This is a genomic window from Streptomyces sp. NPDC059080, from assembly GCF_042739975.1.
Lineage (GTDB): Bacteria > Actinomycetota > Actinomycetes > Streptomycetales > Streptomycetaceae > Streptomyces > Streptomyces benahoarensis.
This window is the reverse complement of the sequence record NZ_JBHYGX010000020.1, coordinates 83,334-99,470: the sequence shown is the minus strand read 5'-3', so window position 1 is coordinate 99,470 and position 16,137 is coordinate 83,334. Positions and strand designations below refer to the sequence as shown.

16 protein-coding genes are annotated in these 16,137 nt (G+C 72.8%); 6 read left to right on the top strand and 10 right to left on the bottom strand.

Features of this window, described 5'->3' with window-relative positions:
• Positions 1-114: 114 nt before the first annotated feature.
• Together rpsN and rpmB are read right to left on the bottom strand one after the other, a co-directional pair.
• On the bottom strand, positions 115-420 hold the full coding sequence (gene rpsN, locus ACFWWQ_RS17785; protein ID WP_384597094.1) for a 30S ribosomal protein S14: 306 nt from the start codon (positions 418-420) through the stop codon (positions 115-117).
• Entirely contained in the window at positions 420-656 is a 237-nt protein-coding gene (rpmB, locus tag ACFWWQ_RS17780; protein ID WP_384597091.1) for a 50S ribosomal protein L28, read from the bottom strand. The genes rpsN and rpmB overlap by 1 nt, the downstream gene beginning before the upstream one ends.
• Before the next feature lie 64 nt (positions 657-720).
• Between rpmB and rpmG the strand changes: the two genes are divergently transcribed.
• The 4 genes from rpmG (at position 721) to rpsR (ending at position 2,856) form a co-directional block, all read left to right on the top strand.
• Positions 721-885, top strand: coding sequence for a 50S ribosomal protein L33 (rpmG, locus tag ACFWWQ_RS17775; protein ID WP_030284084.1), 165 nt, complete (start codon positions 721-723; stop codon positions 883-885).
• Positions 886-995: 110 nt separating this feature from the next.
• Positions 996-1,262, top strand: coding sequence for a type B 50S ribosomal protein L31 (locus tag ACFWWQ_RS17770; protein ID WP_143944444.1), 267 nt, complete (start codon positions 996-998; stop codon positions 1,260-1,262).
• A complete protein-coding gene (locus tag ACFWWQ_RS17765; protein WP_384597088.1) occupies positions 1,259-2,425 on the top strand; it encodes a CobW family GTP-binding protein in 1,167 nt (388 codons plus the stop codon). Before ACFWWQ_RS17770 ends, ACFWWQ_RS17765 begins: the two co-directional genes overlap by 4 nt.
• A gap of 194 nt (positions 2,426-2,619) precedes the next feature.
• A complete protein-coding gene (gene rpsR / locus ACFWWQ_RS17760) occupies positions 2,620-2,856 on the top strand; it encodes a 30S ribosomal protein S18 (RefSeq protein ID WP_384597086.1) in 237 nt (78 codons plus the stop codon).
• A gap of 507 nt (positions 2,857-3,363) precedes the next feature.
• Here the strand turns inward: rpsR and ACFWWQ_RS17755 are convergent.
• From ACFWWQ_RS17755 to ACFWWQ_RS17745, 3 genes are read right to left on the bottom strand one after another with little or no spacing between them, the layout of a single operon-like run.
• On the bottom strand, positions 3,364-5,310 hold the full coding sequence (locus ACFWWQ_RS17755) for an MFS transporter (protein WP_384597084.1): 1,947 nt from the start codon (positions 5,308-5,310) through the stop codon (positions 3,364-3,366).
• Between the two features lie 24 nt (positions 5,311-5,334).
• Positions 5,335-6,009 (bottom strand): HAD family hydrolase, encoded by a 675-nt coding sequence (locus ACFWWQ_RS17750; protein WP_384597082.1) that lies wholly within the window; start codon positions 6,007-6,009, stop codon positions 5,335-5,337.
• Positions 6,010-6,068: 59 nt separating this feature from the next.
• Positions 6,069-7,547 carry an amidase gene (locus tag ACFWWQ_RS17745; protein WP_384597080.1) on the bottom strand — a complete coding sequence of 493 codons (1,479 nt, stop codon included), beginning with the start codon at positions 7,545-7,547 and terminating at the stop codon, positions 6,069-6,071.
• Between the two features lie 480 nt (positions 7,548-8,027).
• On the opposite strand from ACFWWQ_RS17745, the gene ACFWWQ_RS17740 reads away from it, so the two are divergent.
• Positions 8,028-9,944 carry an N-acetylmuramoyl-L-alanine amidase gene (locus ACFWWQ_RS17740; protein ID WP_384597078.1) on the top strand — a complete coding sequence of 639 codons (1,917 nt, stop codon included), beginning with the start codon at positions 8,028-8,030 and terminating at the stop codon, positions 9,942-9,944.
• Between the two features lie 66 nt (positions 9,945-10,010).
• Here ACFWWQ_RS17740 and ACFWWQ_RS17735 read toward each other — a convergent pair whose 3' ends face one another.
• Positions 10,011-10,727, bottom strand: coding sequence for a L,D-transpeptidase (locus ACFWWQ_RS17735; RefSeq protein WP_384597076.1), 717 nt, complete (start codon positions 10,725-10,727; stop codon positions 10,011-10,013).
• Positions 10,728-11,197: 470 nt separating this feature from the next.
• Positions 11,198-12,001 (bottom strand): methyltransferase domain-containing protein, encoded by an 804-nt coding sequence (locus ACFWWQ_RS17730; protein ID WP_384597074.1) that lies wholly within the window; start codon positions 11,999-12,001, stop codon positions 11,198-11,200.
• Here ACFWWQ_RS17730 and ACFWWQ_RS17725 point away from each other — a divergent pair.
• Positions 11,970-12,548: a phosphotransferase gene (locus ACFWWQ_RS17725; protein ID WP_384597072.1), complete on the top strand. Its 579-nt coding sequence runs from the start codon at positions 11,970-11,972 to the stop codon at positions 12,546-12,548. The genes ACFWWQ_RS17730 and ACFWWQ_RS17725 overlap by 32 nt on opposite strands.
• A 70-nt stretch (positions 12,549-12,618) precedes the next feature.
• Here the strand turns inward: ACFWWQ_RS17725 and ACFWWQ_RS17720 are convergent, their stop codons facing one another.
• The 3 genes from ACFWWQ_RS17720 to asnB all read right to left on the bottom strand — a co-directional run bounded on the left by ACFWWQ_RS17720 (position 12,619) and on the right by asnB (position 16,045).
• On the bottom strand, positions 12,619-13,581 hold the full coding sequence (locus ACFWWQ_RS17720; RefSeq protein WP_384597070.1) for a pirin family protein: 963 nt from the start codon (positions 13,579-13,581) through the stop codon (positions 12,619-12,621).
• A gap of 81 nt (positions 13,582-13,662) precedes the next feature.
• Positions 13,663-14,055, bottom strand: coding sequence for a GntR family transcriptional regulator (locus ACFWWQ_RS17715; RefSeq protein ID WP_384597068.1), 393 nt, complete (start codon positions 14,053-14,055; stop codon positions 13,663-13,665).
• Between the two features lie 139 nt (positions 14,056-14,194).
• The gene (gene asnB / locus ACFWWQ_RS17710; RefSeq protein WP_384597066.1) at positions 14,195-16,045 is read right to left on the bottom strand and encodes an asparagine synthase (glutamine-hydrolyzing); all 1,851 of its coding nucleotides are present in this window, start codon (positions 16,043-16,045) and stop codon (positions 14,195-14,197) included.
• Positions 16,046-16,137 lie beyond the last annotated feature (92 nt).

Below are 16,137 nucleotides of genomic sequence, written 5' to 3'. Positions count from 1 at the left end.
GCCCGAGTGCGACACCCCCCCCCCCCGCCCCCCCCCCCCCGCCCCCGGGGCGGGCCCCCCCGGGGGGGGCCCCCCCCCCCCCCTCCGCCGGGCACGCGGCCCGACGCCGGAGGGTCACCAGGACGACTTGGTGACCCCGGGGAGGAATCCGGCGTGCGCCTGCTCGCGCATCCGCACGCGGGACATCCCGAACTTCCCCAGATGGCCGCGGGGGCGCCCGTCGACGCCGTCACGATTGCGCACCCGGGTCGCGCTGGCGTCGCGCGGCTGACGACGCAACTCGGCTTCGGCGGCGATGCGTTCGGCATCACTGGAGGCCGGACGCCGGATGACCTCCTTCAACTCGGCGCGCCGGGCCGCGTAGCGGGCGACGACCGCCTTGCGCCGTTCGTTCTTCGCGATCTTGCTCTGCTTGGCCATCAGACCTTGCCTCCTCGCGCACGGATCCGCGCCACCGCCGCCTCGACACCGATGACATCCATCGTCTTGATCGCCCGGGCACTGAGCGTGAGGCGGACGTGCCGCCCCTCGCTCGGGAGCCAGTAGCGCTTGCGCTGGATGTTCGGGTCGAAGCGGCGGGAGGTGCGGCGGTGCGAATGGGAGATCGTGTTGCCGAAGCCGGGCCTGGCTCCGGTCAGCTGACAGTGGGCGGACATGAGAGGCATCACCTTTCCCCGAGGGCGTTGTCGATAATGAAAACCATTCCCATATAGTAGCGGCATGGCACGCAACGAACTCCGCCCCGTCGTCAAACTCCGCTCCACCGCCGGGACCGGCTACACCTACGTCACCCGCAAGAACCGCCGGAACGACCCCGACCGCCTCGTCCTGCGCAAGTACGACCCGGTCGCCGGCCGACATGTCGACTTCCGCGAGGAGCGCTGAGCGGGCCGAGCACCCGAAGCCGTGACGGACGGCACGGGCGCCGCACGCGCACAAGAGACAGCACAGTCAGAGCAGACCGCAGCAGAGAGAACAGGCAGGACCATCCCGTCATGAAGCCCGGAATCCACCCCGCCTACGGCCCCGTCGTCTTCCGCGACAAGGCCGCCGGTTTCGCCTTCCTCACCCGCTCCACCGCGACCTCCGACGCCACCGTCGAATGGGAGGACGGCCACACCTACCCCGTCATAGACGTCGAGATCTCCTCGCGCAGCCACCCCTTCTACACCGGGCAGACGCGCGTCCTCGACACCGCCGGACGCGTCGAACGCTTCGAGCGCCGCTACGGCCGACGGGACGATCGGCGGGACGCCCGATGAGCGGCACCGCCCGTCGACTGCCCGTCGTCCTCGTCGGCGGGCTGCACGCCGAGGCCCGGCAGGAGGTCGTACGGCGGCTCCTGACCGCGGTGCCGGACGCCGTCGCCCTCCACCACGACCTCGGCGCCTCGGCCGACGGCACCGTGCTGCGCACCCTCCGCGACGCCGACGGCGAACTGTCGCGCGGCGAATCGCCACTGGTCAACGACTGTGCCTGCTGCGCGCTGCGGGAGGATCTGGTCCCCGAACTCCGGCGGCTGGCCGACAGCGGTCTGCACCGGCTGGCCGTCGTGGAGCTGTGGGACTCCGTGGAACCCCGCGCGATGGCCGAGGTCGTCGCGGCCCACGGCGGGGACGGGCTGATCCTCACCACCGTCGTCACCGCCGTCGATCCGGCGCTCGTCCTGCCGGTCCTGTCCAACGGCGACGACCTCGCCGAGGCCGGGCTCGCCGCGGCCGCCACCGATCAGCGCACGGTCGGCGACACCTGGGCGCGCCAACTGGAGTACGCGCCGGTCCTCGCCGTCGTCGACAGCCCGGACGCCGACGACGCGGACCGCGCGCTGCTGGCCCAGCTGCATCCGACGGCCCGACACCTCCCGGCAACGTCCGGCCTGCTGGTGCGGGCCGCACTCGGCGAGGACCGAGGGTTCGACGTGGACGCCGCGGCGACGGCCCAGCATCCGGCGTGCGCGCTGCTGCCGCAGGAGGCCGACGAGTGCGGCGTCACGACCCTGGTGTGGCGCCGCCACCGCCCCTTCCACCCGGAGCGGCTCTACGACGCGCTGGAGGACCTGACGTGCGCCGCTGCCCGCAGCCGCGGCCGGTTCTGGCTCGCCGACCGCCCCGACACGCTGCTGTCCTGGGACGCCGCCGGGGGCGCCCTGTGCGTGGAGAACACCGGGCCGTGGCTCGCCTCGCTGCCCGACGCCGCCTGGGAACTGGTGCCGCCGGTCCGCCGCGCGGCCGCCGCCCTGGACTGGCACCCCGAGCACGGCGACTGCTGCCAGCACCTGGTCTTCACCGCCCCTGGCCTCGACCGCGACGGCCTGACTCGGCTGCTCGACTCGTGCCTGCTGACGGACGCGGAGTGCGTCGGCGGCCGCGAGGCGTGGAAGCGGCTTCCGGGGGCGTTTGACGGGCTGTTGGAGCCGACGGTCTGACGGTGTCGGGGGCTACGGCCCCTTCCTGTCGCTGGTCCGTCCCTCGGACCGCTGGCTCCGGCCTCCTCGGCCCTTCCTCCGGCGATTCGCACGTTCTCCGCTCTCTCACCATCGACTCCGGCGTTCCCCGGCTCTCCCGCCACCGCATCCGACTCCCCGCCTTCCCCTCACCGACTCCGCTGAAAGGTTCTGCCATGACTCGCCGTCCCGCTCCCCGCAAGGCGTCCCGGCCCCGTCCCCACCCCCTTGACCGGGCGGGCATCACGTACGTCGACTACAAGGACACCGCCCTGCTCCGGACGTTCCTCTCGGACCGCGGCAAGATCCGCAGCCGTCGGATCACCCGCGTCACCGCACAGCAGCAGCGGCAGCTGGCCCGTGCGATCAAGAACGCCCGGGAGATGGCGCTCCTGCCGTATGCGTCGCGGTAGGCAGCGGCAGGCGCCTGCCCCGCCCTGGTATGGGGCGGGGCGGGGCGGGGCAGACGCGCGGGGCCATCGGATGGCGGTGCGTGTCAGGGAGCGTCGGGCCGGGTGCGTCCGGGCGCGGGCGGGCGCGGGCGGGCGCGGGCGGGCGCGGGCCCGTGGCGCGGCCGGAGGGCGGGGCCACGGTGGGATCTTCGTCCGGGGGTTCGGCCGGCAGGGCGGTGATCTCGTCGGCGTGCTGGGGCAGTTCCGCGTTCCCGTATGCCGTGCGGGCCAGCTCCCACCAGCGGCGGGCCTCGGCGGGCTGGTCCAGGGCGGCCGCCAGGTGGCCGAGGTGGTGGAGGGTGCGTGCCTGCCCGTCGTCGGTGTTGGGGGTGGCGGTAGCCGTCGAGGGCGTCGCGGCAGTGGGGTTGGTCGGTCTTTTGGTGGTTGGCTCGGTGGGCTGCCGGCTTCTTGGCTTTCCCCTCCCCCTCCCCCTCCCCCAGCCCACCCGCCCCGCCTCCTCCTCTTCCGCTACGGGTCGCCCCGCTCCGGTCTGGTCGTGGTGGTCGTGGTGACGGTTGTTGTCAGGGCCACGGGAGTGGTGGGCTCGGCTTCTGTGGGGCGGGTGCGGCCGCCACGTTGGGAAGCCAGTGCGGAGAGCACCGCCAGGACGGCGGAGGTGGCCAGTACCGCCTGGAGCGCGTGGGCCGATGCGGTGGCGGAGGCCGAGCCGCCGTCGGTCAGGTGGAGGTAGCCGCCGCCCAGTGTCGCGACGCCGAGCGCACCGCACAGTTGCGCGTTGGTGCTGATGACGCCGGACAGATCGGCGGCGTAGCGGTCCGGCAGTACGAACGTCATCCGGGCGATCAGGGAGTTGGAGCTGATGCCCAGGCCGAGCCCGCCGATGCCCAGCAGCAGGAAGAGCGGCGGGCCGGTGCGATGGCCCGTCACGAGGTAGAGCCACACCGCGGCGTAGCCGCCCGCCAGGACGGTGCAGCCCACCGCGGGCATCACGACGGCGTACCGGGACGGCACCCGGGCCAGCAGCGGACCGGCCAGGCCGAACGCGGCGACCCAGGAGATCATGGCCATCCCCGCATAGGCGGGGCCGCGGCCCAGTCCCTCCTGGAGGTATACGGCGAGTACGAAGAGGAGGGCGAAGTACGTCATGGTGGTGGCGCCGTGTGCGGCCAGGGACCAACGGATCGCCGGTTCGCGGACCACCTCCTCGGCGATCAGCGGCCGTCCGCCCCGCGCAGCGCGGCGCCGTTGGCTGCGCCGGAACGCCGCCCCCATGGGCACGGCGGCCGCCAGACAGACCCACATCCACCAGGGCCATCCGGCGTCGGTGCCCAACAGCAGCGGCACGATGAGCAGCAGCACCGTGGTGGCCAGCAGCGCCATGCCATGGACGTCGACGTCGTCGGGAACCGTCACGATCGTGGTGGTACCAGGGCGAGGAGCGGGACCGGAGCCGGAGCCGGAGCCAGAGCCGGGACCGGAGCCGGAGCCGGAGCCGGAGCCGGAAGGAAACGCGTCCTTGGCAGGGCCAGAGGCGGCTTCCTGGCAGGCAGGCCCGGAATGGGCGGACTCCGGGTTTCCCGCCCCGGGGCCGGGGCCGGAAGAGAGCGGACCCCCGGCAGCGTCAGGGATCGTCTCCAGGAAGGCAGGTTCGGGACGGGCGGACTCGGGGCGTGCGGGCCCCGGACCGACAGCCTCCGGGCGGACGTACTCGGGGGCGGAGGGCCCAGGGCGAGAGGCCGCAGCCGCCGCAGCCCCCGAGCCCGCCGCCCAAGTCCCGGCTGAGGCACCCCCCTCCCCCGCATCCGCCGGCATCACCCGCACCGCTGCCCACAAGAGCAGCAATCCGGCCGGGACGTTGATGAGGAAGATCGGGCGCCAGCCGGTGCCGAGGATGTCAGCGGCGATCAGGACTCCGCCGAGGGCCTGGCCCGCCACGGCGCCGCCTGAGAGGGCGATGGCGTAGTAGCCCAGCGCCTTGATGCGCTGTCGTCCGGTGAAGTACAGCTGAATGCCGCTCAGGACCTGGGGCACCATCAGTGCCGCGCCCGCGCCCTGGGCGATCCGGGACGCGATCAGTGTGGCCGGGTCGAAGGCCAGGGCGCAGGCGAGGGACGCGGCGGTGAAGAGCGCCATGCCCGCGAGGAAGATCCGGCGGTGGCCACGGCTGCCGCCGAGGCGGGCTCCCGCGACAAGCAGGACCGCGTAGGCCACGACGTAGCCGGAGACCACCAGGCCCGCTTCGCCGCCGGAGGCACCGAGATCGCTCTGGATGGCGGGGGCGGCGATGTTGGCGATGGCGGTGTCGATGTTGGCCATGAACTGGGCCGCGAGGAGCGCGGTGAGCAGTCGCCACCGGTGGACGGCCGGACGAAGGCTCCCGCCCGCGGCCCCGGGCCGCGCCGTGGTGGTGTGTTCCGGGGCGGCACTCCCCGGGTCGGGCGGCTGGGGCCGCATGGTGGGATCCCTCCGTTCCGTTGGTCAGGCCGCGGTCAGGGACAGCGGCGGCCAGGCGATGTCGCTGAGGTCGGGCACGACGAGGTCGGCGGCCTTCAACGCCTCGGCGTCGTGGGTGGTGGTCAGGGCTACGCAGGCCAGCCCGGCAGACTTGGCCGCGGCGACACCGGCGGGGGCGTCCTCGAACGCCACCGCCCGGTCGGGGGTGACGCCCAGGGCCGCGCATCCGGCGAGGAACCCTTCGGGGTGGGGTTTGCCGCGGGCCACGTCCTCGGCGGTGACCATCGTGGTGAAGAGGTCGGCGCCGCCGATGTGGTCCAGCAGGGCCCCGGCGTGCTCGCGGAGCCCGGAGGTGACGACCGCCATCGGGACGCCCGCGTCGTGCAGTCGCCGCACCAGCTCGGCGGCGCCCGGTACGGGGTGGGGCGGGGGGATGTCCGGGCCGTTGAGGTAGCCGACGGCCTCGTCGAAGAGGTCGGCGACGGTGCTGCCGGGGAACCGGTGGACATGGTCGGCCAGCGCCTCCTGGCCGCGGCGTCCGACGAAGGTTGCCAGCAGCGCGTCGTCGACCTCCAGGCCATGGACGTGGAAGAGGCGGGTCCAGGCGGCGCGGCTGCGGTGTTCGGTGGCGATCAGGGTGCCGTCGAGGTCGAAGAGGGCGGCGTGGAGCGGTACCGGAGGGGAGGAGAGGTCGGTCATCTCAGGGGTGTCCTTGCTCGGCGTGCCAGGTGCGGTGGGGCCAGGGGCCCCGGGTGCGGTCATCGGGTGGTGAGGGCCGGGTCCAGGTCCTCGTAGAGGTGTTTCCAGGGCAGGTGTTCCTGGCAGGCGACCGCGCCACGCACGACGGCCGCGTCGTGATGGCGGCGGGCGGCGAACTGCATTCCGATGGGAACGCCGTGGGCCGCGCGGCCCACGGGCACGGTGGCGGCGGGGCTGCCGATGAGGTTGAACGGGCTCGTCATCGACCAGCCGACGAACGGGTCGACCGGCTGCCCGGCGACCTCGGCGGGGCCGACGGTGGTGCGGGTGGCGTCGTTGGCGATACCGGCGACGCAGTTCACGGGACTGACGACGAGGTCGTAGGCGTCGAAGAGGTCCTCGAAGGTGTCCAGGACACGGGTGCGGACCAGGTCGCCGAGGCGGAACTGCACGACGTCCAGGGCGGCGCCGGTGCGGACGCTCTCCAGGTACGCGGGGTCGACGTCCCGGCCCTGCTCGCCCAGCAGGTCGATCCCCTGGGCCTTGCTGACCTCGGCGGATTCCGCATGACAGAGGGAGAGATAGCGGCGCCAGCGGGCGGTCAGCTCGGCGTGCGGGACCGGCAGGCGGAAGTCGTCGACCTCCACCACCTCCGCACCGGCCTCCTTCAGCAGCGGCAGCGCGGCCCGTACGGCGGCCTCCACCTCGGGCTCGACCGGGTAGCCGCCGAGGTCGGGGAGGTAAGCGATGCGCATGCCGGTCAGCGACGGCGAGAGGGCGTCGGCGAGTGGCTCGGTCACGGGGAAGGAGTACGGGTCGCGTGGATGCGGACCCGACATGAGGTCCAGGCCGAGGACGGCGTCCTCGACGGTGCGGGCCAGCGGGGCGTAGCAGACCATCGGGTTGAGGCGGCGGAAGGCGTTGGGGCGGGCGGGGACGGCGACCCGGCCGAAGGTGGTCATCATCGTGAAGACGCCGCAGAACGCGCCGGGCACCCGCAGGGATCCGCCGGCGTCCGAGCCCTGGGCGAGCGGGACCATGCCGGTGGCGACGGCGGCTGCGCTGCCGCCGGAGGAACCGCCGGCGTTCATCGCGAGGTTGAAGGGGGTCGAGGCGGGGCCCAACAGGGCGCTGTCGGTGGTGGCCTTGAAACCGAATTCCGGGGTGTTGGTCTTGCCGACGACGATGGCCCCGGCGCGGACGAGGCGGTCGACACAGAGGATGGTGTCGGCCGGGACGTCGTCGGCGAAGACCCGGGAGCCGCGGGTGGTGCGCACGCCCGCGACGGGGTCGAGGTCCTTCACCCCGATGGGGACGCCGTGCAGCGGGCCCGGCTCCGCGCCCGCCGCCACCGCACGCTCGGCCTCCCGGGCGTGGGCGAGGGCTTCGTCGGCGCAGACGGTGACGAATGCGTTGACCGAGGGGTTGAGCTGCTCGATCCGCTCCAGGCTGGCGCGGACCGCCTCGACGGGTGAGACGCTCCCCTCGCGGATCCGGGCGGCAAGCTCCATCGCCGATAAGGCCGCGAACTCTTCCATGGCTGCCTCTCCTCACATCACACCGTGTGTGTGGTGCGTTCGCTGTGCATTCCGACGGCGGTCACCGGCGGTGCGGAAGGCGCCGCCGCGCTCCCCCGGCTGCATGCGGGGCGGTGTTGTCTTCCGTTCGTGAAACACCGCGGAGCGCGGGTTGGTTGCACGGGCCCGGGTGCCGGTCGCGGAGCCGGGGACGCGGCCCGCGCGGGGCGGCGCGGCCGTCCCCACACGGGCCGCGTACCACGGCGAACGCCGGACGACGGACCACTGAAGGTGAGGTCACAATCGGCTACCGCACTGGGAACCGAAAAGATTTTCTGATCTCATGTCGTACGGTGCCGAAACCACCCCCCGCCGAGGCGAGTTGCCCGCCTGTGGTGTGTCCGCGTGGTTTCGCGCCGCCCCCCACCCGGTGCACCGCCCGCGATGTCACGGCCTTTCTCCCGGTATCGCCCGGTGCACCGTTGTATCGAAGGGAATCTTTTGCACAAGCGCAAGAAGAAACGCTGGCTTCCCGCGGCGGTCCTCGGCGGGACGCTGGCCGCAGGCGCCTTCGCTTTTCTGCCCTCCCTGGCGCAGGCCCAGAACGACGCCCCGACGCCCTCCTTGCAGGCCGAATTCACCGCGGCCGCCAAGGAGTTCCACGTTCCGCTGCCGGTACTGCTGGGCGTGGCCCGTCAGGAGTCCGGCTGGCAGCAGCACTCCGGCTACAGCCAGACCGGCGGCTGGGGCCTGATGAACCTCACTGACGTGACGCCGAAGATGGTCTCCGGGGGCGCCGCCGGTGCCGCCGGACGCTCGGACCTCACCTCGTTCGCGGACCACCCCGAACTGCACACCCTGCGCGCCGCCGCCGAGCTGACCGGGCTCCCGGCCGACAAGCTGCGGACCCGCTCCGCGGACAACATCCGCGGTGGCGCCGCGCTCCTCGCCTCGTACCAGAAGCAGTTGACGGGCGGGACGTCCGACGACCCGTCGCAGTGGACCGCGGCGGTGGCCAGGTACAGCCGTCTGACGGACAAGAAGGCGGCCACCTCGTACGTCGCCTCCGTCTTCTCCGCGATCAATTCCGGTGCGCGGCGGCAGTCGGACGGTGGTGCGGTGACGATGCAGGCGGTGCCGTCCGCCAAGCCCGTCACCCGGCAGTTCGCCAAGCTGCGGCTCACCGACACCCCGACGCCGGCGACCGAGTGCCCCGCGACGCTGTCCTGCACCTTCGTACCGGCTGCGGCCGCCAACGGGCAGGTCTCCGACCGGCCGGCGAACGGCGTCAAGATCACGCAGATCATCCTCCACACCACGGAGGGCTCGTACGAGAACGCGATCAAGACGTTCCAGACGGCGGGCGGCGCCTCGGCGCAGTACGTCATGCGTGCCTCCGACGGCGAGGTCACGCAGATGGTGCCCAACAAGGACGTCGCGTTCGGGGACGGCAACTACGACAGCAACCTCCACTCCCTCCAGATCGAACACGAGGGCTTCTCGGCGCACGGCGCGGACTGGTACACGCCGGTCGTCTACGAGAAGACGGCGGAGCTGGTGAAGTGGCTGGCGGCCAAGTACGACATCCCGCTGGACCGCCGCCACATCCTCGGGCACGACAACGTCACCGGCCCCTCGGACGACACCCTCGCGGGCATGCACTGGGACCCGGGCAACAGCTGGGACTGGACGCGCTTCATGCGGCTGATCGGCGCCCCCGTCGACGAGGGCGCGCGGGGCGTCGGACCGGTCGGTTCGGCGGTGACCATCACGCCGGGCTTCGACGAGAACCGCCAGACGTACACCGTCTGCCCGGCGGACGACCCGTCCGGCAAGGTGAAGGAGTGCGGGCCGCAGAGTGGTCCGTCCAGCGCCCTGTTCGTGCGCAGCGCGCCCGCCGACGACGCGCCGCTGCTGCTCGACCCGGTCGTGCACGCGGGCGAGGACGACAAGGCCGGTACGGACGGCGTCGCGGACTGGAGCACCACCGTCCAGGCGGGGCAGCAGTTCGTGGTGGCCGGTCAGCAGGGCGACTGGACCGCCATCTGGTTCGACGGCCAGAAGGGCTGGATCCACAACCCCGGCGGCCGCAACACCACTCCGGCCACTGATGTGCGCATCGTGCAGCCTGCCGGTACCGGCGCGGCGCATGTGTACGGCACGGCGTACCCGGAGGAGTCCGAGTACCCGGCGGACGTGAAGCCGTCGAAGCAGACGCCGCTGACGGCGAAGAAATACGGGATCCGCGCAGGTCAGGCGTACGTCACCAGCGGGGAGCCGGAGGCGGCGTCGGACTTCTCGCCGTCCAACGGCAAGGTGGTGCACGGCGCGAAGCGGTACTACACCGTGCAGTTCAACCACCGGTACGTCCTGGTGGACGCCGCGGAGGTGACCGCCACCAAGCCCTCGGGGCACTGACACCCCCGACACACAGGCGCCCGGGGCCGTTGCGGTCCCGGGCGCCGTCGTGTGCCGTGCGGTGGCTCAGGTGCCGGGCTTGCGTCCGTAGACGAAGACGTCGTCACCGGTGGAGAGCAGCTTCCAGTACGCCTTGGCGTCGGCGGTGCGCATGTTGACGCAGCCGTGCGAGCCCGGGGCGGACCAGACGCTGCCGCTGATCGCGTGGAACGCCTCGCCGCCGTCGAAGAACTGGGAGTACGGCATCGAGACGTGGTACAGCGACGACACGTGGTTCTTGTGCCGCCAGTAGACCTTGTGCAGGCCGGTGCGGGTCTCGTTGCCGTTGCGGCCGGTGCGGACGGGCACCGGCCGCTTGACGAGGTGCCGGCCGTCCTGGATCCAGCTGATCTGCCGGGTCAGGTCGACGCAGGCGATGCGGCCCCGGTTGGTGGGGCACCGTCCGGCGCGGTTGGGGTTGCTGCGGGCGTCCTGCTGCGGCTTGACGACCTTCATCATCTTCCAGGTCACAGGCCCCGCGTAGCCGTACTGCGGGTGGATGGCGTGGCTGACCTGAAATGCGCGGATCGCCCGGCAGTCGCCTTGGGACTGCTTGCCGTCGACCTTGCGGCCCAGGAACTTCTCGGCCTGCTTCTGGTACGGCCCCTGGGAGCCGCCGCACCAGGAGCCGGACGCGGCCTGTGCGGGCGCGGCCCCGAGACCGGCCAGCAGCGGGGCGAGCACGGTGCCCGCCATCGTGTACGCGACGGTCCGGCCGCGACGGCTCATCCTGAATCTGGCCATATGTCCGATCCCCACCTCAACTCGACTCCGCTGTCGCCTCTTTCGGCGCTGCGCGCGGTCGCGGGGCGGACGGCGCCGCCCCCTCATCCGCTCATCGTCAGATTAGATGGTTGACCCGAACGCGGCGGAGGAATGGGCGGCTTGTCGGCCATGCCGCGGGCAGGACGGGGAAACGCATCCCAGCGCGTCGCGCGCCGCCACCTGGCCACTGGAGGGCGACCACTGACGAATGGAGACGAATGGAGGGGTGTCCTTGTCGTCCGTGTGGGGCGCTGCCCGGGGGCCTTTGCCTGGCGGGTGGGGGCGGGGCCGGGGCCGCCCCGGGGCCGAGACGGCGTGCCCGGTCCGGGGCCGGATCGCATGGCCCTGGACAGCCCGGGGCCGACGGCGGTACGGCGACAGGGCAGGGCGGCGCCCAGCGGCAGGGCAGGGCGCCGCCACCGGACGGGCCGTCAGTGGGTGTGGCCCCGTCAGCTCTCGCCGCTCCTCCGCCCCCAGCAGGTGATCAGCGGCGCCGGAGTGACCGCGACGTCCTCCCGGGCCAGCCACTCCAGGTGCGCGTCGATCTCCGCATCCGTCGCCGCCCCGGAATCCGTCAGTTCCCCGCGCACATGCCGTACCGTCGCCGCCTCCAGCTCGCGGCAGGCGGGCGAGGTGACCGGGAAGTACCCCTCGGCCTGTACGTCCGTCAGCCCCGCGCCGCGCAGCAGCTTCGGCAGGGAACGGCCGAACGCCAGATCCGCGCCCCGCCCGGCCAGCAGCGCACGGAACCCCCGGCGGATGCGCTCGGCCCGCTCCCCCTCCGGGCCCTCCTCGGCCGGGCAGGCAAGGGGCTGCAGCGCCGGATCGGCGTCCTCCACCACCAGCCAGCCGCCGGGCCGCAGCGCCGATACCAGCCGTTCGAGAACCGCCGCCCGGTCCGGCAGATGCACCAGCAGCAGCCGCGCATGGACCAGATCGAGGCCGGTGGCGGGCGGCTCGTCCCGGGTCACGTCGTGCCGCAGCACCTCCGTCGTGGCGTTGCCGGGGCCGGTCAGCCACGAGGTGTCGAGGTCCGTCGCCCAGACCCGGCCGGCCGGCCCGACGCGCCCGGCGAGCCCCGCAGGCACCGAGGCCCCGCCCGCGCCGACCTCCCAGCAGCGCCACCCCTCGCCGATCCCCAGCCGGTCGAGGTGGGTGAACGTCCACGGGTCGAAAAGCTCCGCGAACGCGTCGAAACGCCGCCCCGCCTCGCGCCGCCTGTTGTCGAGCAGATATCCGTCCTCAGATCCCATATCGCCATCCTCGCACCCGGTCCCCGCCCCGCCGCGGGCGCACGGAGCGGAGACCCGCCGGCGACATCGGGCGGTACCCCGCAACGTATCCCCTACGTGGTGGCCGACACGGACGAGGGCCGCCTGCTGGTCAAAGTGGTGCAACGCGAACCGTCCGCCGCGCATCTGCGACGGCTCGTCACCGCCGCACAGGTGGCGGCCGCACACGGCATCCCCGTGGTGCGATACCGGCGGCTACTGCCCCACGACGCCGTCGCTGCGGGAATCGGTCGGAACCGAGCTGGAGGCACTGCTTCCACAGGCCGACCTCACCCTGATCGGCGACGCCGGCACCCTCCGCTCCGCGCTCCGTGCCACCCTGACACGGCTCGACGACACGGCGAACGTCCCCGCCCTCACCCACGGCGATCTGTGGCTGCCGAACGTCCTCGTCCGCGACGGCCGGATCAGCTGCGTCCTCGACTTCGAACACGCCACCTACGCCGACCGCTTCGGCGACTTCGGCAAACTCGACGAGCATCCCCCAGCCGTCCCGGCCGGCGGCTGAGCGTTACTCCGCGGGCGCCTCCCGCCCGGCCGCTCCGCCCCATGCCGCTTCCCGGGGCCGGAAGCGCAGCTCAGCGCACCCTCCCCCGCGGCTTCAACGGCACCCCCGGCAGCGCCGGAGCAGGCAGCCGGGCCCCGTCGTAGCCGCGTACGGTGCCGAAGCGGTCGCCCGCGATCCAGTCGGCGCGGGCCTGTTCGATGTCGTCCTGGGTGCGGCCGACGAAGTTCCACCACATGATCACGTTCTCCTCGAAGGGTTCGCCGCCGAGGAGGAGCAGGGCGCAGTCGGTGGGGGCGCGGAGCGGAAGTTCGGTGCGGCCGCAGCCGAGGTAGAGGAGGGAGCCGGGGGCGAGGCGTACGCCGTCGACCTCGCTCTCGCCGGAGATGGTCAGGGCGGCGTACTCGAAGTCCGGGTCGACCGGCAGCCGGGTGTCGGTCCCGGCGGCGAGGGCGAGGTCGGCGCCGACGAGCGGGGAGTACGTGGTGCCGGGTGACGTGGCACCGGCCAGTTCGCCGAGGATGACGGTGGCGGTCAGGCCGCCGGCCCCGGTGACGACAGGCAGGTCGTCGTGGTGCTCGAACGACGGCTCGGTGTGGCGGTGTTCGCCGGGCAGAGCGACCCACAGCTGCGCGCCGTGCAGCAGCCGGGGGTGGTCGCGTGGCGATTCCTCGGAGTGCGCGATGGCCCACCCCGAGGTCATCAGGCCCAGTTCGCGCGGACGGACGGTCTGCAGGCTGCCCAGACTGTCGCGGTGCAGCACCTCACCGTCGTGCAGCCAGCTGACGGTCTGCAGGCCCATGTGCGGATGCGGCGGCACCTGCATACCGGGCTCGTCGGCGATGTCGTCGGGACCGTAGTGGTCGACGAAGCACCAGGCACCGACCATGCGGCGGCCGAGGTTGGGCAGCAGGCGGCGGACGAGGGTGGACTCGCCGAGCGGCACCTGCTTGCCGGGCTGGACGTCGCGGACCGGCCCCGTGCGGCCGTTGCCCCCGCAGCGTTTGGTGACGGGTCTCAGATCGAGGTTGCTCATACCGTCACGATAGGCGCGGCGCGGCGCACGATTCGTGCAGCCGTGCGGGCGGGCATGTCTGCGCGTACCGGCCGTCGGGGGTCAGCCGCCGGTGCCGTACGCGGCGCGGAGCGCGTCCCGGACGGCGGCGAGGGCGGCGTCGTGGTCCAGGCCCAGGCGGTGGGCGCGGCGGGCATAGTCGGCGGCGGCCGTGGCGGCCTCCTTGTCGGCGGCCTCGCCCGCCGCGGCGACGAAGCTGCCGTTGCGGCCGCGGGTCTCGATCACGCCGTCGGCCTCCAGGGCGCGATACGCCTTGGCAACGGTGTTGGCGGCGATCCCCAGCTCGTCGGCGAGGCCGCGGACCGTGGGGAGCCGGTACCCCACGGGCAGGGCCCCGGACCGGGCCTGGTCGGCGATCCGGGCGCGGACCTGCTCGAACGGGGCGTCGGCGGACCGGGGGTCGAGGATGATCCGGAGGTGCTGCGGCGAGGACACGGCGGGCGCTCCTGGGGTGCGGGCGGGTACGGCCCGGGGTGGTCCGTACGCGTTTGTCGCACCCATTGTGCGTCAGGGGCGTGCGGCCGGCCGGTGCCCGCCCCGGGGAGCGGCGGTGTGCTCCCCGGGGCGGTCCGGTTCACAGCTCCAGGCTGGTGCCCGTGGTGCGGAGCCAGGCGTCGAGGCCGAGGATCAGTTCGGCGCCGGGGCGGATGTCGCCCTTCGCGCCGTCGGCGGTGACCTCCTTGGCGACGGCGGAGTCCAGCAGCGGCTGGACGGGGGCGTTCCGGTCGGCGGCGACGCCCCGCAGCTCGCTGCGCAGCGCCTCGTTGTACCCCGGGTCCTGGGTGCTGGGGTACGGGCTCTTGACGCGGTCGGCGACGGAGGCGGGCAGGACGTCGCGGACGGCGGCGCGCAGCAGCGACTTCTCGCGGCCGTCGAACGTCTTCATCGACCAGGGGGTGTTGAAGACGTACTCGACGAGCCGGTGGTCGCAGAACGGGACGCGGACCTCCAGGCCGACGGCCATCGAGGCGCGGTCCTTGCGGTCGAGGAGGATCTGCACGAAGCGGGTCAGGTGCAGATAGCTGACCTCGCGCATCCGGCGCTGGAGTCCGGCGTCGCCGTCGAGGTACGGGACCTCGGCCAGCGCCTCGCGGTAGCGGCGGTCCTCGTAGCCCTTGAGGTCGAGCCGTTTGAGGAGCCCGCGGTCGAGCAGCGCCTCCCGGACGGCGTTGCCGCCGGAGAAGCGGCCCGAGACACCGGCGGCTATCCAGGGGAAGGTGTCGGCGTGCACGGCCTCGGGGTCGTGGAACCAGCGGTAGCCGCCGAAGATCTCGTCGGCTGATTCGCCGGACAGCGCGACCGTCGACTGTTCCCGTACGGCCTTGAAAAGGAGGTAGAGGGAGGTGTCGCCGTCGCCGAAGCCGTTGGGCATGTCGCGGGCGGCGAGGACGGCGGCGCGGTGCGCCGGGTCCATCAGGGCGGCGGTGTCCAGCACGATGTCGTGGTGGTCGGAGGCGACATGCTCGGCGAGGGCACGGGCGTACGGGCCGTCGGGCGTGCCGCGCAGATCGTCCGGGGTGAAGTTCTCGGTGTACCCGGTGAAGTCGACGGCGAACGAGCGGACCGGGCCGCTGCCCTGCGCGGCCAGCTCACCGGCGGAGAGCGCGGTGATCGCGGACGAGTCGAGGCCACCGGAGAGCAGGGTGCACAGCGGGACGTCGGCGATGAGCTGGCGGGCGACGATGTCGTCGAGCAGACCGCGGATGCGGCCGACGGTGGTGTCGAGGTCGTCGGTGTGCTCGCGCGCCTGGAGCGCCCAGTAGCAGCGGGTGGTCAGACCGTCGCGGGTGACGCGGACGGTGTGGCCGGGACGGACCTCGTGCATGCCCTTGAAAACGCCGTGGCCGGGGGTCTTGGTGAAAGTGATCAGCTCGGCCAGGCCCTCGGCGTCGACGGCGGGCCGCACCTCGGGGTGGGCGTTGATCGCCTTGGGCTCGGAGCCGAAGAGCACACCGTGCGGGGTGGGCTGGTAGTAGAGCGGTTTGATGCCCATCCGGTCGCGGACCAGGAGCAGCTCCTCGGTCCGCGGGTCCCAGAGCGCGAAGGCGTACATGCCGTTGAGGCGCTCGGTGAACGCCTCGCCCCACTCCAGGTACGCGTGGAGCACGACCTCGGTGTCGCTCTGCGTGCGGAAGGTGTGCCCCAGCCCCTCCAGCTCGGTCCGCAGCTCGCGGTAGTTGTAGACCTCGCCGCTGTACGTGGTGACGAGCAGGGTGCGGCCGTCGCGCTCGACGGCCATGGGCTGCTTGCCGCCGTCGAGGTCGATGACGGCGAGGCGGCGGTGGCCGAACGCGGCGTGGGTGTCGAGCCAGATCCCGGCGGCGTCCGGGCCACGGCACGCCATGGTCTCGGTCATCGCCTCAAGGGTGGGACGCTCGGTGGCGAGGTTACGGTCGTAGGAGATCCATCCGGTGATTCCACACATCTCGGCTCCTTCGTCGACAGTGGACCACCGCATCCCGGCAGCGGCCCACGTTGATCACGGTACGCCGGGATAGCTGTAGCTACCACCTATGC